Genomic DNA, 25,516 nt, shown 5'->3' with positions numbered 1-25,516 from the left:
TCACCGTTGCAGCACGGTTGCATCGACCGGCACCTCGGCCGGAACGTCAGCCGAGTTCGTAGTCGATACCGGCGAGATGGCCGCGCGCCTGCGCCCGCGCGACGGCGTTCAGCCCCGCGCAGTCCCGCAGCGCCTGCCAGCCGTCGCGGTCGTCGCGGCCCTCGGGCAGATCGAGCCAGCGCCGCAGCAGGTCGGCGCGACCCCGGCGACTCTCGGCCAGCACCGCCTCGCGCAGTGTGGTCGACAGTGCGGTGCGAAGGCGGGCCACCGCCGGGGACACCGACTGCCGTAGCAGCGGTCCCGAATATCTGTCCAGCGCGGTCGCGACGTCGCCGGCATCGAGCGCGTCGAACACCTCGCCGACGTCGCTGGTGATCGGCGCCAGCAGCCGGTAGGGCCGCGAGCCCAGGTTCTCGGCGCCGATCACCTTGCGCAGCCGCGACATCTCCGCGCGCACGGTGACGACGTCGAGGTCCTTGTCGTCGAGCAGGACCGCGAGGTGGTCGGCGGACAACCCTTCCGGATGCCTGCTCAGCAGCACGAGGATGTCGGCGTGCCGGCCCGTCAGGTAGGTGGCCTGCAGGTGCCCGTACGCATCCGAGGTCACCCAGCGCGGTCGATCCCCTCCCAGGACCACCAGGTGCGGTTTGCGCGCTGCGGGTTCGGGGCCGATGCCGGCGACCCGCAGCAGTGCGAGATGGTTCTCCACCGCGACGGCGGTGGCCCGCACCAGCGCCAGGGTCTGCGACGACGCGACCTGGGCGTCACCGGTCAGGTCGATCGCGCCGAGCAGAGCACCGGTGGTCGGGTCGTGCACGGGGGCTGCGGTACAGCTCCACGGCTGCACGATGCGGGAGAAATGCTCGGAGCCGTGGATCTGCAGTTCCCGGTCCAGGGCCAGTGCCGTTCCCGGGGCGTTGGTGCCGGCGCCGCGTTCGCTCCAGTCGGCGCCGGGCACGAAGTTCATCGCCTCGGCGCGGCGGCAGGCATTCGGGTCACCCTCGACCCAGAGCAACGTGCCATCGGCTGCGCTGACCGCGACCACCACACCGGAATCGATCGCGTCGTTGACCAGTAGCCGACGGATGACCGGCAGCGCCGGCGCCAGAGGGTGCGTGTCGCGTAGTCGCGCGATCGCGGCGACGGCTTCAGCGGGCCGGGCGCCGTTCAGATCAGGGTCGACGCCGACGGCCAGACTGCGCTCCCAGCTCTGCGCGACAACCGGCCGCACCGAGGAATCCAGGTCGCGAGCGTCGACCTCGCCGGCGATGAACAGCTCGTGGACGGTACGCAGGGTCGCCGAAGACGGGCGCGAGCCCGCCCGACCGTTCGTTGCCTTCGACATTGCCACGCGGCGATCCTTTGTGTCCGCCATCACACTGTCCACCACCTTATCCCACCAGGCATGACGGCAGGGTCCAGAACTGTGCGACCCCCGGTCGGCTCCCCTCCTCGCGGGGGTCGCACAGCGTGTGGTGGGGTGCGTCATGCACCCCAGGCCGCGGCGGCGCTGCGATCGGTGGCCGCCACGTCATCGGCGCCGTCGCGCACCGCATTGCCCAGCCGGAACAAGATGTCGTTGAGCGCGGCCGCCGACTGCTCCCATCTGGCCTGTTCCACCCGGTAGGCCTCGGCGGCGTCGCGGGTCCAGACCTGTTGCAGCGGAGCGATCTGCGTTCGCAGATCGTCGAGCGCGGCGTTGAAGCGAGCCGAGGTCGCGTGGATCTGCTGGCGGATCGTGTGTTCGATCGCGGCGAAATCGTAGGACAGCATCGGGTCCATGTCGGAGTCTCCTAGAGGTGGGCGGTCGCCGAACCGATGGCCTGGGCGTGGCTGTCGGTGACGTGGCGCAGGGTGCGCTCGTTGTCGCGGATGGTCTCGGCGATGCGCTGGAGCGCCGCGTGCAGCCGTAGCGATTCGGCGTTCCAGCGGTCGACCACGTCGCGGAAGCGGGCGGCCGCGACGCCGCCCCACACCGAGGCGGGCACACTGCTCATCTGACCGATGAACGAGGCCAGCATGGCGCGGATCTCCTCGTTACGGGCATCGGTTGTGCCGGCCACCGCGGCCATGAGGTCGAAGTCGGTGGCGAGCGCCCCACCGGTGGCTCCTGACGGGATCGGCATGGCAGACCCTCCTTTGGTGTTCGGTTCGATTGGCTCTCTACAGGATTGGACGCATCAGACCGCCGATCGGTTCCGTCTCAGCGCACGGCGTGGGCGCTGTGTACCGCGCGGGCACACACCGTGGCGAGCGCGTCGGCGTCTCCGGGCGCGCTCTGGCACCCGATCGCGATGCGGACCTCGCCGTCGCCGATCACAGCCCACTGTGTCTGGCTGCCGTCGCGCACTTCGCGGTAGGTCACCGCGGTGCGATCGCCGACCGCACCGTCGGCGCGGAAGTCGACGAACACTTCCGCCGGAGCGGACGTCATTGCCCGGCGCAGAGATTCGGCGATGGCGCCGAGCGAGGGCGGCCCGAGAGACTGCGTGAGGTGCAGCGCCGGGAGCCCGCCGTGGGCGGAGATCCGCACCCTGGCCGAACCCGGCCCAGATGTGATGCGCTCCGCGGCCCAGTCAGCAGGCACCTCGATCGCGGCACGGCCCTCGGTGAGGACCCTCCACTGCCCCGGTGCCCGGTCCCGCGGCACCCACGGCAGCAGGCACGCGGTCGCCACGGCAGCAGCCAGGGCGACGGTCGCAGGTCGGCGGATTCGCCGCCGCGCCCTCGCCAGCGTCTCGCTGACCGCGGCCTCCACGTCGTCTCGCCGAGTGCACCGGTCGGTGGTGGTGGAGGACGGGATGACGACCCCGGGCGGTACATCGATCAGGGCCGAATCCGGCAGCGCAACAGCGTCGCGGCCGTGCACGCGCACCGGCCGGCCCGGTTCTGCGATCGCGACGATGTCGATGCCGATCTCCGCGACTGTCACCTGCAGAGCAGCACTGAGCAGCGGCCCTCGCCGATACAGCCGGACGTCGTCGGCAACCGTTCGGGCAGCAGCGGCGACGGTGGCCCTCCACCGGGCCGACCACCAGCTGGGCACCACCACGGCCAGCGATCGCGTCCGCCCGCCTGCCGCCGTGACGAGGACGTCACGCAGCACGTGGGCCACCTCGACCACGCGGTCGTCCACCACGGTGAGCCGGTCACCCAGCCCCGCGACGGCCGCCTCGGCCCACCCCGCCGGCAGACTGCCCGGCCCCCGCACCGTCACCGGTCCGACCTCGACGACAACCGGTGTCACGGCGGGTCGAGCCACCCCACCTGGACCAGCTCGTCGCTGCGGCCGCGCACCGACAGCACTCCCCGCCCGGGCGGCAGCGGTGCAGGCCGGGTGCTGCCCAGTAGCGTTCCCTCCTCCGGCGAGGCGCTCATCAGGAAGCCGCTGCAACCCATCTCGCGCAGACGCGTCAGCACCGGGTCGAACATCGCACGGGCCGCACCGCCGGATCGACGGGCGACCACGACGTGCAGGCCGAGGTCCTTGGCATGGGGCAGGAAATCGGCCAGTGCAGTGAGCGGATTGCCGGTGGCTCCGGCCACCAGGTCGTAGTCGTCGACGACGACGTAGATGTCGGGCCCGGACCACCATGACCGCGTGCGCAGCTCGCGCTGGGTGACGTGTTCATCGGGCATACGTGCGGTCAGCCGGGAGGTCAGTGCGCCCAGTCGGGCTTCCAGCGCCACCGGAGACGCCGAATAGCCGGCGAGATGGCCGCTTTCGACGACGCCGAGCAGTGTCCGGCGATAGTCGACGAGCTCCAGTGACACGTCCGCCGGCGAGTGCGATCGGACCAGATCGGTGCACAGGGTGCGCAGCAGGGCCGACTTGCCGGATTCGCCGTCGCCGAGGATCAGCAGATGCGGGTGCTCGGCGAGATCGAGGGTCACGGCGCCGAGCTCACGTTCGCCGAGGCCGACGAGCACGTGGCCACGAGGACGCGGCGGGGCGGTGATCGTGTCGTGATGCACTGTGGTGGGCAGCAATTCGACGCGCGGGGCACGCTGCCCACCGGCGTGGGTGCGGACGTGGGCGGCGCCCGGCAGCGCGATCGCCATCTGGTGACCGCTGCGGGTCAGGCCGCGCCCGGCGGGGGCGGTGCTCAACTCGCGAGCTCGGCGGCGATCCATCTCCGACTCGGCGGGTTCCCCGAGGCGCAGCTCTATCCGCGTGCCGATCTGGTCTTTGAGCGCGGGGCGGAGATCCGCCCACCGAGAGGCAGCCAGCACGACGTGCACACCGTAGGACAGCCCGCGTGTCGCGAGTCCGGTGATCGCGGCGTCGAGCGCCTCGAATTCACTGCGCACCGTGGACCATCCGTCGACCACGAGGAACACGTCCGGATCGTCGCCGGCCCGGGAGCCACTTTCCCGGGCGCGCAGGACGGCTTGGAGGTGGGCGACGGTGCGACGGCACAGATCAGCCTCGTGCCGGCCGGCCACGCACCCGACATGTGGGAGGTCCCGCAGCGTGGTCAGCGCTCCGCCGCCGAAGTCCAGGCAGTAGAACTGCACGGCCGCAGCATCGTGATGGGTGGCGAGTGCGGTCACCAGCGTCCGCAGCGCGGTCGATTTGCCGGACTGGGGCGCACCGACGATCGCGGCGTTGCCCGCGGCTGCCGACAGGTCGACGACGAGCGGCTCGTATCGCTGCTCGAACGGGCGGTCGATGAGACCGATGGGCACTTGCAGTGCACTCGGCTCGAACCCGTCGAGCAGGTCGTCGAGGAGCGGGGAGCGGCGCAGCGGCGGCAACCACACGCGGTGCGCCGCGGGGCCGCATCCCCGCAGCGCAGCCAGCATGGTCGTCAGCAATGGCCGCGACTGCTCCGTCCGCTCCGCGGGATTCGCCCACCCCGATGTCAGAGGGCGGACCACGATGCGCCTGCTCTCCGACATCGGCGCGGCGACGGGCACCTGTCCGGAGACGAAGGCCGCCTGGAAGCGGGTCAGCTGCCCGGCGGCGGTCTTGAGGAACGCGGCGCCGGGTCGGGCGGGAAGCTGGTGAGCGTCGGGCACGCCGAGGACGGCGCGAGAGTCGGCCGCCGAGAACGTCTTCAGGCAGACACGGTAGGACAGGTGCGCCTCGAGCCCCCGCAGCCGGCCCTCGTCGAGGCGTTGACTGGCCAGCAGCAGATGCACACCGAGGGAGCGACCGAGCCGGCCCACTGCGACGAACAGATCGGCGAAATCGGGATGCTGGCTGAGCAGCTCGGAGAACTCGTCGACGACGACGAACAGCGACGGCAGCGGCGCCAGCCGGGGGTCGCGGGTGCGGGCATTGCGGTAGGCGGTGAGGTCGGCGAGGTTGCCCGCCGCGCGCAGCAGCTCCTGTCTGCGGGTGATCTCCCCGGACAACGCGTCGCGCATCCTCGCCACCAGCGGCGCCTCGTCCGCCAGGTTGGTGATGACCGCCGAGACGTGGTTGACGGTCTCGAGGCCGAGAAACGTTGCGCCGCCCTTGAAGTCGACCAGGACGAGGTTCAGCTCGTCCGGCGGGTGCGCGGTGATCATGCCGAGCACCAGGGTGCGCAGGAACTCCGACTTTCCCGAGCCCGTCGCCCCGACGCACAATCCGTGCGGCCCCATGCCGCCGGCGGCGGCCTCCTTGATGTCGAGCTCGACCACCGATCCGTCCTCGCCCACCCCGATCGGCACACGCAGCGACGCACCGGTGGGCTGCGACCACCGGGCGATCGGGTCGAAAATGCCCGGATCACCGATGCCCATCAGGGCCGGCCAACCGTCCCGGCGCGACGATGCGCGCTGCGGTGACCAGCGGGCCACGCGGCGGGCGCAGGCGAGTGCCTCCGGTCGCGAGAGCAGGTCGTGACGGGCGGGTATCACGACGCCATCGGAGTCCACGACGACCGGTGAGCGTGCGGCACGGACGCAGACGATGGTCACCCCGTCCGCGACCGGTGGCGCACCGCCGTCGGCGACGACCAGCCGGTGCCGCACCGCGTCGGTCGAGCGAGTGTGCGGAAGCCATGTCAGCCAGTCCCAGTCGGCGCTGTCCCCCGAAGCGATCGCGATGCTGAGGACCGCGGGCGAATGGGCGATGGCAGCCTGGCAGACGAGCGCCCGGACCACCGCACGGCATGCGCTGGGCTCACCGGTGACGGTCACCGTTCTGGCCTGCAACAACGACACCAGCACCGGCACGTCGTGCACTGACGACCGTCGGGTGGCGAGTTCACGCACCGCCGTGGCTGTCACCGGGTCGGCGCCGTCGTCGGGCCCGAGATCGGGGAGGACCACCGACGTCGTCGCAGCGACGTGACCGATTCCCAGCCGCACATGGAGGAATTCGGGGTGGGTGTCGTCGCGCTGCCACATCTGCTGCGTGCCGGCGAGCGGCCAGAGCGCCGCGGGGTCAGGGTGGTGGCGGTGCGACCACGAGTGCTGGTCAGCGGCGCCGGCCTGCAGGGCGGCATCGATGGTGTCGAGGTAACGCAGATACTCGGCCCGCTGGGAGTTGATCTCGGCGGTGCGGGCACCGCCACGACCGCCGTGGGTCAGCATCCCGATCACCGAGACCAGCATCATCGCGGGAAGCACGAGGAACATCGGACTGCGTGACGACGATGCGCCCGACCGCAGGTACAATGCGCTCATGCCGACCACGGCGACGACCATCGCGATCGGCATCAACCGGGCCAGCGGGCTGACCGGTGTCGCCTCGGGCAGCGGCGGAGGCGCGTCGAGGGCGATCCGACCGCCCGGCCGGCGCAGAGCTTCCATGTAGGAACAGACGCATCACCACGCTGCGCGGTTCCCTCCGGTGACCGGAATTATCGGTGCGTCACCACCCCGCGCATGCCAGTTACGTTGCTGTGGTGACCGATACGGTGCGCCGGGTGGCCGTCCACCTGCCCCGGCAACAGCTCAGCGCAGATCTCGTGCTGCCGGCCGCGTGCCCGGTCGCGCTGCTCCTGCCCGCCCTGGTGGACAGCGTCGTGGGCGAAGCCGCGCACGAGACGGACGCGGCGCGGTGGTACCTGGCTCCCGCCGCAGGGCCGCCGCTCGATCCGGCAAAGAGTCTGAACGACAACGGTGTTCGCGACGGTGACCTGATGCTCCTGACCGACCATCCGATGCCGTCGCCGCGGGTACGCGCCGGCGGCACCACCGCTGCGATCATCACCGCCTGCCGCGAGCCCGTCCCGGGCGACGGTGGATGGGAGGCGGCGGTCGCGGCCATCGCACTCCTCGTGCTCGCAGCGCTTCTCGGGTGGACGGGATGCGCCGAGGGTCAGGAATCGGCCCTGTGGGTGGGTGCGGCGATCGCGGTGGCCGCGGCGGTGGCGGCCGTCGGGGGCCGGGTCGCAGTTCCGCTCTCGAGTGCCCTCGGAGTCGGAGCGGTGAGCCACTCGGCCGTCGCGGGAGCTCTCGCCGCAGCAGGTTCCGCCGGGGCGGTCGTGGTCACCTTCGCTGCCGCTGCTGCCACGGCCATGGCGGTGTGCCTGTGCATATTGCAGGGGCACAACGGTTCCGGGCTGGATTCCGTGCTCGCCGGATGCGCGGCGGCAGGTGGCGCGACTGTGCTCGCCGGCGCCGTCGGGGTGTGGGCCGCCGACGACGCCGGGGTGATCGGCGCCCTGCTGACCGGTGTCTCGGTGGCCGCCCTCGGGGCTGCCGCTCCGGTGGCGATGACGGTGACCGGGATCGGGCCGACGCGACGAGCCGTCGGCCCGCGCCGCGCCCGGGCGGCGCACCGAGCGCTCACGGGCCTGACGGCGGGCTGGTCCGGGACCGCGGTCGCCGGCTGCGCGCTCGTCGCTGCCGCTGCGAACGAAACCCGCGCAGTGGCAGGCGTCTTCGCGGTGGTGCTGGGAGTACTACTGATCCTGCGGCAGAGGGTGCACACCGATCCCGTCCGGCGAAGGACGCTGAGCGGGGCGGGTGCCGCGACCCTGGTGATCGCGTTGGTCGTCGCGGTGACCACGGACCCGCCCACGGCGCCGTGGTGGTGCTGCGGTGTGGCGGTGACCGGCGCCGCCCTGCTGTCGCTGCCCCGACGCGAATGGAATCCACTGGCGCGGAGCGCAGTTCGCGGACTCGAGTACGTCGCCACGGTCGCCCTCGTCCCGCTGTGCGCCTGGCTCGTCGGTGCGTACGACGCGATTTCTGCGGTGGATCTGCCGTGATGCGTGTCGGTCGACTGCTGGCAGTGGCCGCGCTTGCCGTCGGGATGACCCCGATCGCGCCCGCCGGCGCATCGGTCTCCCCTCCTCCGATCGATGACCACCGGCTCCCGCCTGCGGGGTCCGCACGTCCGCGGCAACCGACCGAGCAGCGGGTCGACTGCGTGGCCGTGCGAGCGGCGACGGCGAAAGGCCGCGTCCTGGAGGACGTCTCGTTGGTGTGGCCGCTCACGCGCGGCGCCGGTCAGACGGTGGCGGTCATCGACACCGGGGTGGCCCGCCATCGCCGCCTGCCCCACCTCGTTCCCGGCGGTGACTTCGTCAGCACCGGTGACGGGACCGCGGACTGTGACGGCCACGGCACGATCGTCGCCGGCCTCATCGGCGCGAGCCGAGATCCGTCGGACGGCTTCGCCGGCGTGGCACCCGATGCGTCCCTGCTGTCGATTCGCCAGTCCAGCAACAAGTTCGACGTCTCCGGCGCCCGAGTCGGCGGTTCTGCGGGATCGGGCGTGGGCGATGTCGAGACCCTGGCCGCGGCGGTCCGCCTCGCCGCGGACCAGGGCGCCACGGTCATCAACATCTCGTCGGTGGCCTGCCTGCCCGCCACCGCAGACCTCGACGATCGCGCCCTCGGCGCGGCCTTGGCCTATGCCGTCGATGTCGCCAACGCCGTCGTCGTCAGTGCGGCGGGCAACGTGGGTGGCACCGGGCAGTGCCCTCACCAGAACAGCGGCGACGTGACGGTGGTGGCCAGCCCCGCCTGGTACGACGATTACGTGCTCACGGTCGGCTCGTCGCGCGCCGACGGGTCCGCCTCCGAGTTCAGCCTCGCCGGGCCGTGGGTCGACGTCGCCGCACCCGGCGAGAACGTGGTGTCCCTGGCGTCTGCGGCCGACGGCCTGGTGGACTCCTCGGTCAGCGGCGCTCCGCTGTCCGGCACCAGCTACGCGGCGCCGTTGGTCTCGGGCATCGCCGCGCTGGTGCGGTCCCGGCATCCCGAGCTGACGGCCCGGCAGGTGATGGCCCGCATCGAGGACACCGCGCGCCCGACGGCGGGCGGCTGGTCCCCCGCTGTCGGGCGTGGGGTCGTCGACGTCCTGGCCGCGGTGGGCGACGGTGCGGCGTCTCCAGCACCTCTGGCGACCACGGCGATCTCGGACACGCCGACCGAGCCGCGTCGGCACGAGTCTGCTTCGCCGGTGCGCGCCGTGCTGCTGTGCGCGGGTCTCATCGGCGCGGTGGCTGTCATCGGTTCGGCACTGCGCCGGTCACGGCCCTGCGGCCAGGACGTCGCGAGCAACTGACGCGGCCCGCACGCTCAGCTCGGGACCCCGCGGCAGGCCCGCCAGGAAGGCCCAAGGAATCGGCGAACCCGGCGGGGTCAGACCCAATCGCTTTGCCGCGTCTACGGTCTCGATGCCGAACAATGCCCCCGAGTCGGCCAGCAGGAACAGCGGTCCGGCGTCCCCGGTGCCGCCACCCAGCGGAGCCGATCGCACCAGCAGCGCGCCACCGCCGGACAGGGCGACCGCGTCGACGGCGGGTCCGGCGGCGTCGGCCTGGGCCAGGTCGGCACCGGATGCGGGTGCGGCGTCGGCGATCACGACGGCGCTGTGGTCACCGAATTCGTCGGCACGGAACCGCCACTGCGCGCACACCACCCGAGCGGACCGCACCCCGGCATGATCGGGATATGTCGTGACCGGTAGCGAGTCCACGACGGCGAGCGTGCCGAGAACATCAGGAGTCACCACCGACGCCGCGGAGCCCACCCGACCGTCGGTGTAGCGGATCAGATCGGCGGTGACCGCGCCGATGCGCTGCAGGCCGTCGCGCAGCACCACGTACTGCGCATCCGTTCCGGACACGGTGACGACCGTTCCGACCGGGCGGTCGCTCAACGGGCGCGGCCCCGGCGCACCGCGATCCGGAATGTGCGGGGCGACGACAGCGGGTGCCTCGGGCAGCGCGGCGAGCACCGCCTCGGAAATGGGCAGCGGCGCAACACCATCGAGGTGCAGTGCGCGAACGACGGCGGGGTGGCGCAGGTCCACCCGCGCCTTGTGACCGCCGTAGAGCAAATAGGTCAGCGCGGGGCTCGCGCCGCGGGGCGTGACGAGCAGAGCCCGCTCCGGCACCGCGACGGCAGGGGTCGGCGCCCCGACGATCACCGTGGTTCGGCCGCCGTCGTCGCACAGCAGCGCCGAGTCCGCGGGCGGTGCCGGCGACATGTCCTGCGGCGCTCCGGGGATGCCCACGACAGCACCCCGGGCCTGGGCATCGACCGCGGACTGCGACACCACCCGCGGCGGTTCCGACCGGCCCGTGATCAGTCGCGCCGACGCCAGATTGAACACCGGGTGCAGAGCGTCGTCGATGCGCACGTAGAGCGCCCCGGTGTCGCGGACCATGACGACGGGCGCGTCCCCGATATCCGCGGCCGGCTGGATCAGCCCGATGACGGCGGACACCGCCACTCCGGCGACCGCCAGCACCGCTCCGGCGGTGAGGGAAAGCGATTGTGCGCGAAGCGGATCGTCGAGCATCCTGGCATCGCCCCGAACCAGCGCGTGGGCCATGCGGCGCATCGTGAAGCGGTGGCCGCTGACCTGCAGCCGTGTCGTCGGTTGACGCATGACACCCCCGTCGGCCAGCCTAGCGAGCCGCCGACGGGGGTCAGATCACTTGTTGGAGCGCCGTTCCCGGTAGGCCGCGACGTGCTGGCGGTTGCCACAGTTACCGGTGTCGCAGAACTTTCCCGACCGGTTGCGCGAGAGGTCGATGAGCACCGCCTCACAATCCGGTGCGGCGCAGATCTTGAGCCGCCGCAGATCGCCGGCGCGGATCAGATCCGCCAGCGCCATGGCCATCTCCGCGCCCATGCGCTGCCACAGCGGATCGTGCACCGAGGCCAGGTGCAGGTGCCACTCGGGCATCTCGGGGTGGCGGGTCAGCCACGGCGCCGCCCGCGTGTCGGCGAGCAGCGCGTTGACCTGGCCCACGGCCCGGGCCTCGTCGTCGGCGGTCTCCCAGATCAGGCGCAGCCGCGCGCGCAGGCGGTGTACCGACTCCAGCTCGGCCACATCCCGGTCCCGCCGTCCGGTCCAGCCGAAACTGTCCAGGTACTCGTCGAGCGCGTGCAGGTCGGCGAGCTGCTCGCCGTCGACCCTGCCGGAGTTGATCAGCACGGCCGCCGCCCGCAGCGTCAGCTCGGTGTCATGACTGAAAAGCATTTGACTCGTGACTCCTTCCGGCGGTAGCGTCACGACCAAAGTTCAGTTTACTCATGTCATCGCAGATCAGAATTGCGGAGGTGCACTCATGGCCGTGCTGACGCCGAGCTCGCGGTTCCGTAGCGGCCTCCTCTTCGCCGTCGCCTCGGCGTTCGCCTTCGGCTGCTCGGGTCCATTCGGCAAAGCCTTGATGACCGCAGGCTGGAGCCCGACGGCCGCGGTCACCGCCCGGCTCGCCGGCGGTGCGCTCGCGATGGCCGTGTTCGCCACCGTTGCACATCCCGGGTGGTTGCGCGACGCGCTTCACCATGTGCGCACGATCGTCGCCTACGGCCTCATCCCCATCGCGGGTGCGCAGCTGTTCTACTACAACGCCGTCGCGCACCTGACGGTCGGCGTCGCGCTGCTGCTCGAGTACACGGCGCCGATCCTGGTCGTGGGCTGGCTGTGGGCGACCACTCGGCGGCGGCCCAGCGTACTGACGTTCTCCGGCGTGGTGCTGGCGATCGCCGGCATCACCGCTGTGCTGGGGCTGGTCGGCCCCCACGGCTTCTCCCCGGTGCACTTCGATGTCGTCGGCGTCGCGTTCGGCCTGGCCGCCGCCGTGTGCGCGGCCTGCTACTTCGTGATGTCGGAAAGGGTGTCCGGAACGGACACCGACGGTGACACCGACACCCCGCTGCACCCGATCACGCTGGCAACTGCGGGCCTGTTCGTCGGCGCAGCCGCGGTCGCCCTCATCGGCGTCACCGGTGTGATGCCGATGAGGTTCACCGCCAACGACACCGTCGTGGCCGGCATGACCATGTCCTGGGTGCTCCCAGTGATCGCGCTGGCCCTCTTCCCGACCGCGATCGCCTACACCCTGGGCATCGTCAGCATCTCCCGGCTCAAGCCGCGATTCGCGTCGCTGGTGGGCCTGTCCGAGGTCATGTTCGCCGTGCTGGCGGCGTGGGTGCTGGTCGGGGAAGCGGTGACCGTCACACAGGCCGTGGGCGGTGCGATCGTGCTCGCCGGACTGGCGCTGGCCCGTCAGGGTGACCGCGGTGAGCTCGCGACGGCGAATGCCGCGACCTGGCCGGACGCCCCGCTCGGTGAACTAACATCGTCGAGGTGATGATCGATCTTGATGTGCGCCGGGTGGCGGGGCTCGTCGCCACCGCCGTCGCCGGGGCGGCCATGGTCGCGGCACCGGCCCTCACCGCGCCGATCGCGGCCGCCCAGGGCTGTCCCGACATCGAAGTGGTCTTCGCCCGAGGCACGGACGAGCCGCCGGGACTCGGCCGTGTCGGCGGCGCATTCGTCGATTCGCTGAGGGATCGCGTCGGGGGCCGTTCCGTCGGCACCTACGCGGTCAACTATCCGGCATCGTTCGACTTCCTGCAGGTCGCCGCGGGCGCCAACGACGCGAGCGGGCACATCCAGTACATGATCGCCAACTGCCCCGGCACCCGGCTCGTGCTGGGCGGCTACTCACAAGGCGCTGCGGTGATCGACGTCATCGCCGCGGTCCCGGTGCCGGGTGCCGGCTTCACCGCGCCGCTGCCCCCGAACGCCCCCGACCATGTGGCCGCGATAGCGGTGTTCGGCAATCCATCGACGAAGATCGGGCTCCCGCTGACCTCGAGCCCCGTCTGGGGTGGCCGGTCCATCGACCTGTGCACGCCCAACGACCCGGTGTGCTCGGGCGGCAACGACGTCCCCGCGCACAGCAACTACGGACCGTCCGGACTGACAGATCAGGCCGCCGCCTTCGTCGCGGGACTTTTGTAGACCAGCTATACGTTACGGTGCATTGTGCGATCCGATCGACTGCGCCGCCTCGTCGTGGCCGCCGCCGCGGCAGCCCTGCCACTGGCCGGCTCCGCTGTCCTGCCCGTCCCCGCCGCCTCGGCCCAACCCTGCTCGGACGTCGAGGTGATCTTCGCCCGGGGTACCAGTGAGCCGCCCGGAATCGGGCGTGTGGGGCAGGCGCTGACCGATGCGCTGAACACCCAGCTGGGCGGTCGTTCGGTCAGCACGTATGCGGTCAACTACCCCGCCAGCTACGACTTCCTGAACACCGCGGTGGGCGCCACCGACGCGGCGGGCCGCATCGCCTCGTTGGCGGCGCAGTGCCCGAACACCCGGATCGTTCTCGGCGGGTATTCGCAGGGCGCCGCAGTGGTCGACATGCTCGCCGGGGTTCCACCGCTGGGCAACAAGATCGGGGAGATCGGTTCGGCCCCTCCGCTGGCGTCCGGCCTCGTCGGCAACGTCGACGCCGTCGCGGTGTTCGGCAACCCCGCCGCGAAGTTCGGCAACCCGGTCTCGGGCGCCGGGGCCTTCGCCGGCAAGGCGATCGACCTCTGCGCTGACGGTGACCCGATCTGCTCGGACGGCCGGAACCCATTCGCACACACCCACTACGAGACCTCACCGTTCATCGGCCAAGCTGCAGGGTTCGCCGCAGCCCGGGTCTGACCTATCATCGCAAGGTGACCGTCTCGCTCCGCCGCGCCGCCATCTCGGCGGCGGCTGCCCTGGTGGCGGGGCTCGTGGGGCCAGTGGCCCCCGCCGCGTCGGCCGAGTCGTGCCCGCAGGCCGAGCTGATCTTCGCGCGTGGACGCCTCGAGTCACCGGGTGCCGGACAGATCGGTAACGCGCTCGCCTCGGCGCTGCGGAGCAAGACCGGCAAGAACATCCGTCTCTACGCGGTGAACTACCCCGCCGACACCGAGGTCGACATCGGCGCCAACGACATGAGCGGGCGCATCTCCTACATGACGGACACCTGCCCCCACACCCGGCTGGTGCTGGGCGGCTACTCACTCGGTGCTGCCGTCACCGACGTGGTGGTGGCGGTGCCGATCGCCGCGTTCGGATTCAAACGACCGATGCCCGACGGCGCGGATCAGCACATCGCCGCCATCACCCTGTTCGGCAACGGCAGCCAGTGGGTGGGCCCGATCGCCAACTTCACCAACCCGGCGCTGCGCGACAAGATCATCGAGCTGTGCCACGGGGATGACCCGATTTGCAATCCGACCGACCCCAACAACTGGCAGGACTACTGGCCCGACCACCTTGCTCCCGCTTACATCAAGGCCGGCATGGTGAACCAGGCTGCCGACTTCGTCGCGGGCAGGCTCTAGCTGATCTCGTCGGCGCTGCGCACGTCCCGGGTGATCTCGGTGCGCGCCGCCAGTTCCTCGTCGGGCGGATAATCCACACCCACGAGCGTCAGTCCCCGCGCCGGTGCCGCAGCGAAATCACTGGACCGCCGGGTCTCGGTCAGCAGCGCTGAACACCATGCCGCGTCGCGCCGATGCTCACCGACCGCGAGCAGGGCGCCGACCAGCGAGCGCACCATGTTCCAGCAGAACGCATCGGCGCTGACGTGGATCGCGATCTCGTCTCCGGTGCGCACGACGTCGAGCCGCTGCAGGTCCCGGATCGTCGTCGCGCCGTCGCGGTGTCGGCAGAACGCCGCGAAGTTCTTCAGCCCCAGTAGGTGCCGGGCCGCGGCCGACATCGCCGCGACGTCCAGCGGACGAGGCCACGCGGTGACGAAGCGCGCCTCGGCCGGCAGTGCACCGTAGGGCGCCGTCGACAACCGGTAGGTGTAGTGGCGACGCAGTGCCGCGAATCGAGCGTCGAATCCTGCTGCGGCGCGGGCGATCTGCAGCACACGGACATCCTCCGGAAGGAGCCGGCCGAGACGGCGGACCAGCGGACCGAACTCGGGCTCACCGGCTCGCGAGGTGCGGGGGTAAGCATGGGAGAGCGCCGGCGCGGGCACGTCGACGTGCGCGACCTGACCGGTGGCGTGTACGCCGGAGTCGGTGCGGCCGGCGGCGCGGGTCAGCACCGGGGTGCGGAACACCGTCGTCAACGCCCCGTCGATGACGCCGGCCACCGTGCGCTGCCCGGTCTGCGTCGCCCAGCCGGCGAATTCCGTTCCGTCGTAGGCGATGTCGAGACGCAGACGAACGAGCCCGCCATCGGATTCGATGACGGGCTCGTTCATGAAACTGCTACTTGGCGTCGGTTTCCCCATCGGCGGACTCGTCAGCCTTCGCCTCGACCTCGACGTCGGCCTCGTCGGCGATCGGGGTCTCGTCGACGGCCTCGGCCTCTTCGGCGCTGGGGCCTTCGGCGGCCTCCGGCTCCACCGCTGCCTGCGGCGCGGCCGCGACCTTCTGGGCGGCGTCGGCACGGCGCGCACGGTTCGCCTCAGACGTCACCGTCTTCTCCCGCACCAGCTCGATGACCGCCATGGGCGCGTTGTCGCCCTTGCGGTTCTCGACCTTGATGATGCGGGTGTAGCCGCCGGCGCGATCGGCGAAGAACGGCCCGATCTCCGCGAACAGGATGTGCACGACGTCCTTGTCGCGGATCTTCTTCATCACCTCACGCCGGTTGTGCAGCGAGCCCTTCTTGGCGTGGGTGATGAGCTTCTCGGCGTACGGACGCAATGCCCGAGCCTTGGGCTCCGTCGTCTTGATTCGGCCGTGCTCGAAGAGCGAGGTGGCCAGGTTGGCCAGGATCGCCTTCTGGTGCGACGACGATCCGCCGAGGCGGGGTCCCTTGGTGGGCTTGGGCATTGCGACTGTCTCCTATGTGGGGCCGACCCCCGTATCAGGTAGGGCCGGGACGGTTCTTCTTTAGAGTTGTTCGGTTTCCGCGTAGTCGGTGTTGTCGTCGGCCTCGTAGGACGACTCGTAACCGGCGTCGCTGTTCCAGGTGCCGGTGGCGACGTCGTAGCCGGCGACCTCGGACGGATCGAAGCTGGCCGGGCTGTCCTTGAGCGACAGGCCGAGCTGGTGCAGCTTGATCTTCACCTCGTCGATGGACTTCTGGCCGAAGTTGCGGATGTCCAGCAGATCGGACTCCGTGCGGGCCACCAGCTCGCCGACGGTGTGCACACCTTCGCGCTTGAGGCAGTTGTACGAGCGCACCGTCAGGTCCAGGTCGTCGATCGGCAGCGCGAAGCTGGCGATGTGGTCGGCCTCGGCCGGTGACGGCCCGATCTCGATGCCCTCGGCTTCGACGTTGAGTTCCCGTGCCAGGCCGAACAATTCGACCAGCGTCTTACCCGCCGAAGCGAGCGCGTCACGCGCGGTGATCGAGCTCTTGGTCTCGACGTCGAGGATCAGCTTGTCGAAGTCGGTGCGCTGCTCGACGCGGGTGGCCTCCACCTTGTAGGTGACCTTCAACACCGGCGAGTAGATGGAATCGACCGGGATACGGCCGATCTCGGCACCCGAGGCCTTGTTCTGCACGGCGGGCACGTAGCCGCGGCCGCGCTCGACGACGAGCTCGACCTCGAGCTTGCCCTTCTCGTTCAGCGTCGCGATGTGCATGTCCGGGTTGTGCACGGTGACCCCGGCCGGCGGCACGATGTCGCCGGCGGTGACGGCACCCGGGCCCTGCTTACGCAGGTACATGGTGACCGGCTCGTCCTCCTCCGAGGACACGACCAGGCCCTTGAGGTTCAGGATGATGTCGGTGACGTCTTCCTTGACCCCGGGGACGGTGGTGAACTCGTGCAGCACACCGTCGATGCGGATGCTGGTGACGGCTGCGCCCGGGATGGACGACAGCAGCGTGCGACGCAGCGAATTGCCGAGGGTGTAACCGAATCCGGGCTCCAGCGGTTCGATGACGAACTGGGACCGGTTCTCGGCGATGACCTCTTCGCTGAGAGTGGGGCGCTGAGAAATCAGCATGGTGTTGTTCTCCTTCTCGGCAACCGCTATTTGATGCCGTTAAGTGACCCGTGGGACCGGTCGGTCCCCCGGGTGTCTTACTTCGAGTAGAGCTCGACGATCAGCTGCTCGGTGAGCGGGACGTCGATCTGCGCGCGCTCGGGCAGCTGGTGCACGAGGATGCGCTGACGCTCGCCGACGACCTGCAGCCAGCCCGGGATCGGGCGCTCGCCGGCGGTCTGCCGGGCCACCTCGAAGGGCAGGGTGTTGATCGACTTGTCCTTGATGTCGACGATGTCGTACTGCGACACCCGGTAGCTGGGCACGTCGACCTTCACGCCGTTGACGGTGAAGTGGCCGTGGCTGACCAGCTGACGCGCCATGCGACGGGTGCGGGCCAGGCCGGCGCGGTACACGACGTTGTCCAGCCGGCTCTCCAGGATGCGCAACAGGTTGTCACCTGTCTTGCCCGGGAGGCGGTTGGCCTCTTCGTAGTAGCGACGGAACTGCTTCTCCATCACGCCGTAGGTGAAGCGAGCCTTCTGCTTCTCCTGGAGCTGGGTGCGGTATTCGCTCTCCTTGATCCGCGCGCGGCCGTGCTGGCCGGGCGGGTAGGGGCGCTTCTCGAACGACTGATCTCCACCGACGAGGTCGACGCCGAGGCGGCGCGACTTGCGGGTGACGGGTCCGGTGTAACGAGCCATGAGTTCTAGTTCTCCCTATCCCTTAGACCCGGCGCCGCTTGGGCGGACGGCAACCGTTGTGCGGCTGAGGGGTGACGTCGGAAATCGCGCCCACCTCGAGGCCGGCGGCCTGCAGTGAGCGGATGGCGGTTTCGCGACCCGAACCCGGGCCCTTGACGAACACGTCGACCTTCTTGACGCCGTGCTCCTGCGCCTTGCGGGCAGCGTTCTCGGCGGCGAGCTGGGCGGCGAACGGCGTCGACTTGCGCGAGCCCTTGAAGCCCACGTGACCCGAGCTGGCCCACGCGATGACGTTGCCCTGCGGATCGGTGATCGACACGATCGTGTTGTTGAACGTGCTCTTGATGTGCGCGGCGCCGTGCGGGACGTTCTTCTTCTCCCGGCGGCGGGTCTTGGCGGCACCCTTCTTGGGCGCGCCCTTCTTGGCTTGTGCCATCTCGGGTTACCTGGCCTTCTTCTTGCCGGCGATGGTGCGCTTCGGGCCCTTGCGGGTGCGCGCGTTGGTCTTGGTCCGCTGGCCGCGCACCGGCAGGCCGCGACGGTGCCGCAGGCCCTGGTAGCAGCCGATCTCGATCTTGCGGCGGATGTCGGCCTGCACCTCACGGCGCAGATCACCCTCCACCTTGAGGTTGCCCTCGATGTAGTCGCGCAGCTGGCTCACCTGATCGTCGGTGAGGTCCTTGGTGCGCTGGTCCCGGCTGATACCGGTCGCTTCCAGGATCTCCTGGCTGCGGGTACGGCCGATGCCGTAGATGTAGGTCAGCGCGATCTCCATGCGCTTGTCGCGCGGCAGATCGACGCCCATGAGACGTGCCACAGGGGTGTTTCCTTCTCTATGCGGAGGTCTGGTCCCAGCCCGTTCCCGCGCTCTTAGCGGGGTCCGGCCTCCGTGCCGGACGCGATCGAAGGCCGTATGCCTTCAGTGGTGCTGGGAGTTCGTCATTCAGTTGTGGTGCGGGCTGTTACTGCGAACTAGCCCTGCCGCTGCTTGTGGCGGGGATCGGAGCAGATCACCATGACCCGCCCATGCCGGCGGATCACCCTGCACTTGTCGCAGATCGGCTTGACGCTCGGGTTCACCTTCACGGCTGTCGTCGATCCTTCTTCTCGTCGGTTGCGTTTACTTGTAGCGGTACACGATGCGGCCACGGGACAGGTCGTAGGGAGAGAGCTCCACCACGACGCGGTCCTCGGGGAGGATGCGGATGTAGTGCTGCCGCATCTTGCCGCTGATGTGGGCGAGGACCTTGTGTCCGTTCTCCAACTCAATGCGGAACATCGCATTGGGCAGAGGTTCGACAACGCGGCCTTCGACCTCGATGGCACCGTCTTTCTTGGCCATACTGGTTAGCGATCCTTGCTTTTCGTTTCGTATGGGAGTGCTGGCCTGGTTTGGTACAGCTCAGGTCCGACTAGCAACGTGGGCCGGAGCTCGGGAATTCCCGACAGGACACGCGAGAAGTCGGCGCGCAAACCGCACCGCCGATCCATACTACTCGCTCGGTGAGCAGCCCCAAAATCGCCGAATCGCCCAGCGTGCGGACCCTACCGGTCAATCGGATTCCGGCCGGTGAGGGCGGTCGAGCCGGGACACGAACGCCGCGGCCTGACTGCGCCGCTCCATACCCAGTTTCGCCAGCAGCCGCGACACGTAATTCTTCACCGTCTTCTCGGCGAGGAACATCCGCGCCGCGATCTGCTTGTTCGTCAGTCCCTCTCCCAAGAGGTCCAACAGCACCTTCTCCTGGTCGCTGAGCCCGGACAGCGGATCGGAGCGGTCGGCGGCGCTGCGCAGCTTGGCCATCAACGCCGCGGCCGCCCGGTTGTCCAGTAGTGAGCGCCCCGCACCGACCTCCTTGACGGCTTTGGCCAGCTCCATGCCTTTGATGTCCTTGATGACGTAGCCGCTGGCGCCGGCGAGGATCGCGTCGAGCATGGCCTCGTCGGAGGTGAACGACGTCAGCATGAGGCAGCGCAGCTCAGGCAGCCGGGACAGCAGTTCGCGGCACAGTTCGATGCCGTTGCCGTCCGGGAGCCGCACGTCGAGCACGGCCACATCGGGCTGCAGGGCGGGGATGCGGGCGAGCGCCTCGGCCACCGTACCGGCCTCACCGATGACTTCGAGCTCCTCGTCGGCGCTGAGCAGGTCGATCAACCCGCGTCGCACCACCTCGTGATCGTCGACCAGGAAGACACGGACCATCTCATCAGTATGGCGACATCGCGGCCATGGACAGGCAGGATTCGGCGGCGCGGCGCTCACGAGGTCGGCGGAAAGAGTCGAAGGCCTCTTGGCTCGCCCACCGGCCGGCCGTAAGGTTTCGTCTTGTCCACACGACGGGGAGGAACCGCGATGAGCCATCCTGCGCGAGGATCTGAAATCTTTGTCGGAGTTGATGATTCACCGTCCTCGCAACCCGCATTGGAATGGGCTGCCGAGGAGGCGACGCTGCACGGCGCACCTCTGACCCTGCTCTACGCCGCGCCGCCACCGGTGTCCGTGTGGCCGGCGGCCTCCGTACCCGCCGGGTTGCTGGAATGGCAGCTGCAGGTCGGGAAGGACATCCTCGCCGACGCGGAGCAGATCGCGAAGGGCATCACCGGAGGCTCGGTGCCGGTGAAGTCGGAGTTCACCGCGGCGACCCCGACGGCGGGACTGGTCGAGGCGTCCCGGACGGCGAAGCTCGTCGTGGTGGGGTCGCGGGGACGCGGAGCGCTGGCCCGCACCATGCTCGGCAGCGTCAGCACCGGACTCGTGCACCGCGCGCACGGCCCGGTCGCGGTGGTCCACGATGGTCCGCGACCCGCAGCAGATGCGCCTGTCCTCGTGGGATTCGACGGCTCGGCCGACTCGCGAGCGGCCGTGGAGATCGCGTTCGCCGAAGCCGCCCGACGGGGCGTCACGCTCACGGTGATGTATGCCTGGTGGTCGCCCGGGGCATTCGAATTTCCCGGCTTCGACTGGGAGGAGATGCGTCCGGGGGTGGAACGCCAACTCGGCGAGCACCTCACCACCTGGCAGCAGAAATTCCCCGAGGTGCGGGTCGAGCCGGTGGCGGTCCCTGATCAGCCGGCGCGCCGGCTCGCCGAACGCGGGGACACAGCACAGCTCGTCGTGGTCGGCAGCCGCGGGGAGGGAGCCATCGCCAGCACCCTGCTCGGTTCGGTGAGCAGCGCGGTCGTGCAGGCAGCTCGCGTCCCGGTGATCGTCGCCCGCCCGGACTGACGGCGCGACGTGGATCTGCCCCAGTTTCCGACCCTGGCGCTCATCCTGCTGATCGCGACGGTCGCCGGCCTCGTCGCGACGCGATTGCGCCAACCTCTGATCGTCGCCTTCATCCTGGTCGGCGTCGCGGTCGGCCCGGTCGGCTTGGGGTGGGTGTCCACCGCCGACACGCTGGAATTGCTGGCCGAACTCGGCTTGGCGGTCCTGCTGTTCCTCGTCGGGCTCCGCTTGGACCTGCACATGATCCGCAGCACAGGTTCGGTGGCGGTGGCGATCGGCCTCGGACAGGTCGCGATCACGACCGTCCTGGGTTTCCTGACTGCGCACGCCCTCGGCATCAACCCGGTGTCAGCTCTGTATGTTGCTGTTGCACTGTCCTTTTCGTCGACGATCATCATCGTGAAGCTGCTGTCGGACAAGCACGAACTCGACCAGTTGCACGGGCGGATCGTGGTGGGCCTGCTGATCGTGCAGGACATGGTCGTGGTGCTGGTGATGATCGGGTTGACCGCGTCCGGGCAAGGGCAGCCGGCGGGCATCGGTGCGGGCATCGCTGCGGTCATCGGCAAAGGCGCTGCGCTGCTGCTCATGTTGTGGCTCCTCACGCGTTTCGTGCTGCCACGGTTGATGCCTCAGATCGCGCGCTCCCAGGAGCTGTTGGTGCTCTTCGGGGTCTCGTATGCGGTGTCGGTCGCCGCGGGCAGCGAGTGGCTGGGGTTCAGCGCCGAGGTCGGAGCATTTCTGGCGGGAGTGTCTCTGGCCGGCACCCCGTTTCGGGACGCTCTGGGTGCCCGGCTGGTGAGCCTGCGGGACTTCCTGTTGCTGTTCTTCTTCATCACGCTGGGATCGGGCCTCCAATTCACCGACGTGGCAGCGCAACTGACCTCAGCACTCGTGCTGTCGGCGTTCGTGTTGCTGGTCAAACCCCTGATCATCATCGCGATCATGGCGGTGATGCGCTATCCGGTGAAGGTCGGCTTCCAGGTGGGCGTGCCCGCGGCACAGATCTCCGAGTTCTCGCTGATCCTGGCGGCGCTGGGATCGACGCTGGGGCACATCAGCGGTGCCACCGTCAGCCTGATCACCCTCGTCGGTCTGATCACGATCGCAGCGTCGACCTACCTGACGACGTATGACCAGCAGCTCTACGCCTGGCTGCAGCGGTGGCTGTCGAAGCTGGAGCGTCGGGACGAGATCCGCGTGCAGGACCACGCGTCCGGCGAGGACGTCGACGTCGTCGTGTTCGGATTGGGCCGGTTCGGGTCTCATCTCGCCGAGCGGCTGATCGGTGCCGGACACCGTGTCCTCGGTGTCGATTTCGATCCCCATGAGGTGGCGAGGCATCGGGAGCGGGGCGTCGTCGCCACATTCGGCAGCGCCGAGGACGCAGCGTTACTCGACGCACTGCCCCTGATGCAGGCGAAGTACGTCATCAGCGCCATTCCAGTGCTCAGGACCAACCTCGCGTTGCTGCACGGTCTGCGCCACCACGGCTATTCCGGCACTGTCGCGCTCACCGCGCACACCGGCCACGACGCCCAACAGTTGCGCGCCGCCGGCGTCGAGGTCGTACTCGAGCCGTTCTCCTCCGCGGCCGACACCACCTCCGATGCTCTGCACCGCATACTGACCGCCGGGGACTGACGGCACTCACGGGAGATCGAGCGGCACCGCCCATTCGACCACGGCCCCAGGGCCAGGACTGGCGTCGTAGATCTTGGCGCTACCGCCCAGATTCACAGCCCGGCTCTTGATATTGGCTCTGCCGTGGCCCATCGTGTCGCTGTCGGAGATACCGATACCGTTGTCCCGCACGATGATCCGTAGATCCAGACCTGTCACCGCGACGGTGACCGACGCGGTGCTGGCTCGGGCGTGGCGCGCCACGTTGCTCAGCGCCTCGCGCACCACGGCCAAGGCGGCCGCGTGAGCCGGGGGACGTACGTGCGCGTCGTCGACCGGCCCCTCGAACTGCAATGCGGGGGTGAAACCCAGCGCCCCCACACTGCCCTCGACGACGTCGATGATCGCCGACCGCAGGCGGCTGGACCGCACAGGCGCGGAGATGGATTGATGCAGATTGAACACGACCTCTCGCAGGTCGCGGATGATCGCATCGGTCTCGTCGATGAAGCCCTCGAGGTCCGGGCTGCGCCGGGCCGCTGCCGAGGTCAGGCCCAGCCCCAGACCGAACACCCGCTGGATCACCCGGTCGTGCAGATCCGCCGCGATGCGTGCCTGCTCGTCGCGCAGTTCGCCGTCGATGAGCACGTTGGTGCTGGCCCGCAGGCTCAGTCTCATCTGTTCGACGGCACGGGCGAGTTCGGCGGTCTCCCGGGGACCGGTGGGGTGGATCGGTTGGTCGTAGTCGCCGGCGGCGACGGCTTCGACCTCGACCAGCAGGTCCTCCACCGGTCGGGTGAGGCGGCGATGCACGAGCGTCAAGCCACCGATGACGACGATGGCCAGCACCACCACGCCGACGCCTTGGATCACATTGGCCACCCGCTGGGCGTCCTCGATCCTGCGCACTTGGGCCTGAGCCATTTCGCTGCTGTATCCGGCCAGATCCCGCAGCGGCGCGCGCAGGTCGTCGAACTGCTGCTTGCCCTCCAGCGTCATGGTGGTCTGCTGCTCGGGCGCGATCGGACCGGAACGGCGGGCAGCGATCTGCGGCTGCGCCACCTGCGTCCGCCAGTGCGCCGCCGCTGCCGTCACCTCGGCCAGGAGTTCGCGACCCCGCTCGTTGCCGGCGAGCCGCGCCGCCAGCGTCTCGGTCAGAGACGCGGCAGCCTCGGTGCCGGCGTCATACGGCTGCAGCGACACCGGATTTCCGGTCAGGAGGTATCCGCGCTGCCCCGTCTCCTGATCGGTGTACGCGCGTCGCAGTGCCTCCACCTCGTCCTGCAGGGGGGCCACGCGGCCGACCAGCTCGTCGACCGCGCGGGTCACGGTGGCCCGGCCGACGATAGAGGCCGCCGACACGGCGAGGAACACAACACTGACGACTGCCAGGCAGATGCCGATCAGCTGACGCAGCGAGAGCTGCCGGTTCCCCGTCCCCACAATTGGGGAGTTCCCGCAGGCGACGGCTCTAGTCCTCGCGGTCGCCGGTTCCGTGCCGGGGACGTCACGTGGTCAGTCCCAAGGCATCGGCGCGGTCGTAGCCGTCGTCGACGAGTGTGACGGCCCGGTCACCTCGCCGATCGAGGAGGGACGCGGCGATCGAGGCCCGATAACCCGATCCGCAGTGCACCCACACCTCACCGGAGGGCACCTCGTCGAGACGCTCGGTGAGTTCGTGCAACGGGATGTTGACCGCGCCGCGCACGTGACCGTCGGCGAATTCCGAGCGCTGCCGAACGTCGAGCACCGTGATCCGATCGGTCGGCATGACCGCCGCAAGGTCCTCGAACGTGACGACGGGATAGGACCGCACCTCGCCCATGGACCCGTCCTGGAGAGCACCGACCGTCGCACCGGCGATCTCGTCGATGCCGATGCGAACCAACTCCCGCCTGGCCTCGGCGATCTGATCGTGACTCTCTCCGATCAGTGTCAAAGGCGAACCCCACGTGTGCAACCAGCCCAGATATGTCACGAAGGAGTTCGACAACTCGAAGCCGACCGTGCCACAGAGGTGTCCGGCGGCAAAGGCGCGACGGTTCCGCAGATCGACGACCCATTCCCCCGCCTCGACGCGACGCGCGACCTCATGTGGATCGCACGGCTGCGGCATCGACAGATCCACCGGCGCAGGGCCCGCTGCGTTGATGACTCCCATGTGTGCGTAGTAGGCCGGATAGTCCGACAGGCCCGCGAGGAGTTCCTCGACATAGGTCCGCTCGTCGCGGGTCAGCGCAGGATTGGTGCGCTGCTCGTCGCCGATCGTCGACGAGTCACCGCTGGCAGGCGTCGCCGAACAGAAGCTCCCGAAGCCGTGGGTGGGATAGACCTGGGCGTCGGCGGGCAACTCGGCGGCCAGCCGGCGGATCGAATGGTACTGAGCCCGGGTCAGCTCATCGGTGTGATCGGCACCGAGCAGGTCGGTCCGCCCGGTGGTGCCGTGCAACATCGAGCCGCCGGTGAAGACGGCGACCACCCTGTCGGCGGGATCGTGCAGGACGTAGCTGATGTGGTGGTGGGTGTGGCCGGGCGTGTGCATCGCGGTGAACCGGAATGCCCCGGCGTCTATCCGATCACCATCGGACACTGCCCGATGCTCGAAGTCCACCCGGTCGCCTGCCGGCAGCAGGTAGTCCGCTCCGACCACACGGGCCAGCTCGAGCCCACCCGAGACGTAGTCGTTGTGCAGGTGCGTCTCGAGGACATGAGTGATGCGTACGCCGAGATGGTCTGCGAGACCGAGGATTCTGTCGATGTCGCGCTGCGGGTCGATGACCACGGCGGTGCCTGAGTGACTCACCAGATAGCTGCGGTCGCCCAGTGACGATGTCTCGATGATCGAGATGTCCATACTCCGTGCCTTCCTCCTTGGTGTGGGTGTCGA

26 protein-coding genes are annotated in these 25,516 nt (G+C 69.5%); 8 read left to right on the top strand and 18 right to left on the bottom strand.

From position 1 onward, the window contains the following. Positions 1 to 46 precede the first annotated feature (46 nt). The 5 genes from ACXYX3_RS05460 to eccCa form a co-directional block, all read right to left on the bottom strand. Positions 47 to 1,345 carry a helix-turn-helix domain-containing protein gene (locus ACXYX3_RS05460; RefSeq protein WP_458611984.1) on the bottom strand — a complete coding sequence of 433 codons (1,299 nt, stop codon included), beginning with the start codon at positions 1,343 to 1,345 and terminating at the stop codon, positions 47 to 49. A 140-nt stretch (positions 1,346 to 1,485) separates the two neighbouring features. After that, complete coding sequence (locus tag ACXYX3_RS05455) at positions 1,486 to 1,782, bottom strand: WXG100 family type VII secretion target (protein ID WP_241203145.1); 297 nt, start codon at positions 1,780 to 1,782, stop codon at positions 1,486 to 1,488. An 11-nt stretch (positions 1,783 to 1,793) separates the two neighbouring features. Further along, complete coding sequence (locus ACXYX3_RS05450) at positions 1,794 to 2,126, bottom strand: WXG100 family type VII secretion target (protein WP_241203146.1); 333 nt, start codon at positions 2,124 to 2,126, stop codon at positions 1,794 to 1,796. A 77-nt stretch (positions 2,127 to 2,203) separates the two neighbouring features. Further along, entirely contained in the window at positions 2,204 to 3,247 is a 1,044-nt protein-coding gene (locus tag ACXYX3_RS05445) for a type VII secretion-associated protein (protein ID WP_458610498.1), read from the bottom strand. Beyond that, positions 3,244 to 6,747, bottom strand: coding sequence for a type VII secretion protein EccCa (eccCa, locus tag ACXYX3_RS05440; RefSeq protein ID WP_458610497.1), 3,504 nt, complete (start codon positions 6,745 to 6,747; stop codon positions 3,244 to 3,246). Before eccCa ends, ACXYX3_RS05445 begins: the two co-directional genes overlap by 4 nt. Positions 6,748 to 6,842: 95 nt before the next feature. Between eccCa and eccD the strand changes: the two genes are divergently transcribed. After that, positions 6,843 to 8,153, top strand: coding sequence for a type VII secretion integral membrane protein EccD (gene eccD / locus ACXYX3_RS05435; RefSeq protein WP_458610495.1), 1,311 nt, complete (start codon positions 6,843 to 6,845; stop codon positions 8,151 to 8,153). Beyond that, the gene (mycP, locus tag ACXYX3_RS05430; protein WP_458610493.1) at positions 8,153 to 9,457 is read left to right on the top strand and encodes a type VII secretion-associated serine protease mycosin; all 1,305 of its coding nucleotides are present in this window, start codon (positions 8,153 to 8,155) and stop codon (positions 9,455 to 9,457) included. The genes eccD and mycP overlap by 1 nt, the downstream gene beginning before the upstream one ends. Here mycP and eccB read toward each other — a convergent pair. Together eccB and ACXYX3_RS05420 are read right to left on the bottom strand one after the other, a co-directional pair. Next, positions 9,422 to 10,789: a type VII secretion protein EccB gene (gene eccB, locus ACXYX3_RS05425; protein ID WP_458610491.1), complete on the bottom strand. Its 1,368-nt coding sequence runs from the start codon at positions 10,787 to 10,789 to the stop codon at positions 9,422 to 9,424. The genes mycP and eccB overlap by 36 nt on opposite strands. A gap of 45 nt (positions 10,790 to 10,834) precedes the next feature. After that, the gene (locus tag ACXYX3_RS05420) at positions 10,835 to 11,386 is read right to left on the bottom strand and encodes a CGNR zinc finger domain-containing protein (RefSeq protein WP_458610489.1); all 552 of its coding nucleotides are present in this window, start codon (positions 11,384 to 11,386) and stop codon (positions 10,835 to 10,837) included. Between the two features lie 88 nt (positions 11,387 to 11,474). Here ACXYX3_RS05420 and ACXYX3_RS05415 point away from each other — a divergent pair, with 88 nt between their 5' ends. From ACXYX3_RS05415 to ACXYX3_RS05400, 4 genes are read left to right on the top strand one after another with little or no spacing between them, the layout of a single operon-like run. Next, the gene (locus ACXYX3_RS05415; RefSeq protein ID WP_458610487.1) at positions 11,475 to 12,503 is read left to right on the top strand and encodes an EamA family transporter; all 1,029 of its coding nucleotides are present in this window, start codon (positions 11,475 to 11,477) and stop codon (positions 12,501 to 12,503) included. Next, entirely contained in the window at positions 12,503 to 13,159 is a 657-nt protein-coding gene (locus ACXYX3_RS05410; protein WP_458610485.1) for a cutinase family protein, read from the top strand. The genes ACXYX3_RS05415 and ACXYX3_RS05410 overlap by 1 nt, the downstream gene beginning before the upstream one ends. Positions 13,160 to 13,183: 24 nt before the next feature. Then, positions 13,184 to 13,849: a cutinase family protein gene (locus ACXYX3_RS05405; RefSeq protein WP_241203155.1), complete on the top strand. Its 666-nt coding sequence runs from the start codon at positions 13,184 to 13,186 to the stop codon at positions 13,847 to 13,849. Between the two features lie 41 nt (positions 13,850 to 13,890). Next, a complete protein-coding gene (locus ACXYX3_RS05400; protein ID WP_458611983.1) occupies positions 13,891 to 14,520 on the top strand; it encodes a cutinase family protein in 630 nt (209 codons plus the stop codon). Here the strand turns inward: ACXYX3_RS05400 and truA are convergent. From truA to dosR, 9 genes are all read right to left on the bottom strand, one after another. Further along, the gene (gene truA, locus ACXYX3_RS05395) at positions 14,517 to 15,425 is read right to left on the bottom strand and encodes a tRNA pseudouridine(38-40) synthase TruA (RefSeq protein ID WP_458610483.1); all 909 of its coding nucleotides are present in this window, start codon (positions 15,423 to 15,425) and stop codon (positions 14,517 to 14,519) included. The two genes, ACXYX3_RS05400 and truA, sit on opposite strands and share 4 nt — an antisense overlap. Beyond that, entirely contained in the window at positions 15,403 to 15,972 is a 570-nt protein-coding gene (gene rplQ / locus ACXYX3_RS05390; protein WP_458610481.1) for a 50S ribosomal protein L17, read from the bottom strand. The genes truA and rplQ overlap by 23 nt, the downstream gene beginning before the upstream one ends. Positions 15,973 to 16,032: 60 nt before the next feature. Continuing rightward, positions 16,033 to 17,097 carry a DNA-directed RNA polymerase subunit alpha gene (locus tag ACXYX3_RS05385; protein WP_046362733.1) on the bottom strand — a complete coding sequence of 355 codons (1,065 nt, stop codon included), beginning with the start codon at positions 17,095 to 17,097 and terminating at the stop codon, positions 16,033 to 16,035. 77 nt (positions 17,098 to 17,174) lie between these two features. Next, entirely contained in the window at positions 17,175 to 17,780 is a 606-nt protein-coding gene (rpsD, locus tag ACXYX3_RS05380) for a 30S ribosomal protein S4 (protein WP_046362732.1), read from the bottom strand. Positions 17,781 to 17,802: 22 nt separating this feature from the next. Further along, the gene (rpsK, locus tag ACXYX3_RS05375) at positions 17,803 to 18,216 is read right to left on the bottom strand and encodes a 30S ribosomal protein S11 (protein ID WP_043405918.1); all 414 of its coding nucleotides are present in this window, start codon (positions 18,214 to 18,216) and stop codon (positions 17,803 to 17,805) included. A 6-nt stretch (positions 18,217 to 18,222) separates the two neighbouring features. Then, complete coding sequence (gene rpsM / locus ACXYX3_RS05370; protein WP_046362731.1) at positions 18,223 to 18,597, bottom strand: 30S ribosomal protein S13; 375 nt, start codon at positions 18,595 to 18,597, stop codon at positions 18,223 to 18,225. A gap of 155 nt (positions 18,598 to 18,752) precedes the next feature. Next, on the bottom strand, positions 18,753 to 18,866 hold the full coding sequence (gene rpmJ, locus ACXYX3_RS05365; protein WP_003879483.1) for a 50S ribosomal protein L36: 114 nt from the start codon (positions 18,864 to 18,866) through the stop codon (positions 18,753 to 18,755). A gap of 34 nt (positions 18,867 to 18,900) precedes the next feature. Continuing rightward, positions 18,901 to 19,122, bottom strand: a complete 222-nt coding sequence (gene infA / locus ACXYX3_RS05360) for a translation initiation factor IF-1 (protein WP_003418601.1) — start codon at positions 19,120 to 19,122, stop codon at positions 18,901 to 18,903. Between the two features lie 210 nt (positions 19,123 to 19,332). Continuing rightward, positions 19,333 to 19,983 carry a hypoxia response regulator transcription factor DosR/DevR gene (gene dosR, locus ACXYX3_RS05355; protein ID WP_458610451.1) on the bottom strand — a complete coding sequence of 217 codons (651 nt, stop codon included), beginning with the start codon at positions 19,981 to 19,983 and terminating at the stop codon, positions 19,333 to 19,335. 219 nt (positions 19,984 to 20,202) lie between these two features. On the opposite strand from dosR, the gene ACXYX3_RS05350 reads away from it, so the two are divergent. Then, positions 20,203 to 21,006, top strand: coding sequence for a universal stress protein (locus ACXYX3_RS05350; protein ID WP_458610449.1), 804 nt, complete (start codon positions 20,203 to 20,205; stop codon positions 21,004 to 21,006). Positions 21,007 to 21,015: 9 nt separating this feature from the next. Next, a complete protein-coding gene (locus ACXYX3_RS05345) occupies positions 21,016 to 22,650 on the top strand; it encodes a cation:proton antiporter (protein ID WP_458610447.1) in 1,635 nt (544 codons plus the stop codon). A gap of 6 nt (positions 22,651 to 22,656) precedes the next feature. Here the strand turns inward: ACXYX3_RS05345 and ACXYX3_RS05340 are convergent, their stop codons facing one another. Both ACXYX3_RS05340 and ACXYX3_RS05335 read right to left on the bottom strand, forming a co-directional pair. Then, the gene (locus ACXYX3_RS05340; protein ID WP_458610445.1) at positions 22,657 to 24,072 is read right to left on the bottom strand and encodes a CHASE3 domain-containing protein; all 1,416 of its coding nucleotides are present in this window, start codon (positions 24,070 to 24,072) and stop codon (positions 22,657 to 22,659) included. 64 nt (positions 24,073 to 24,136) lie between these two features. Next, positions 24,137 to 25,483 carry an MBL fold metallo-hydrolase gene (locus tag ACXYX3_RS05335; protein ID WP_458610443.1) on the bottom strand — a complete coding sequence of 449 codons (1,347 nt, stop codon included), beginning with the start codon at positions 25,481 to 25,483 and terminating at the stop codon, positions 24,137 to 24,139. Positions 25,484 to 25,516: the final 33 nt, after the last annotated feature.

This window comes from Mycobacterium sp. Panama NTM2 (genome assembly GCF_054355555.1).
This window is presented reverse-complemented; position numbering and strand designations above follow the sequence as displayed.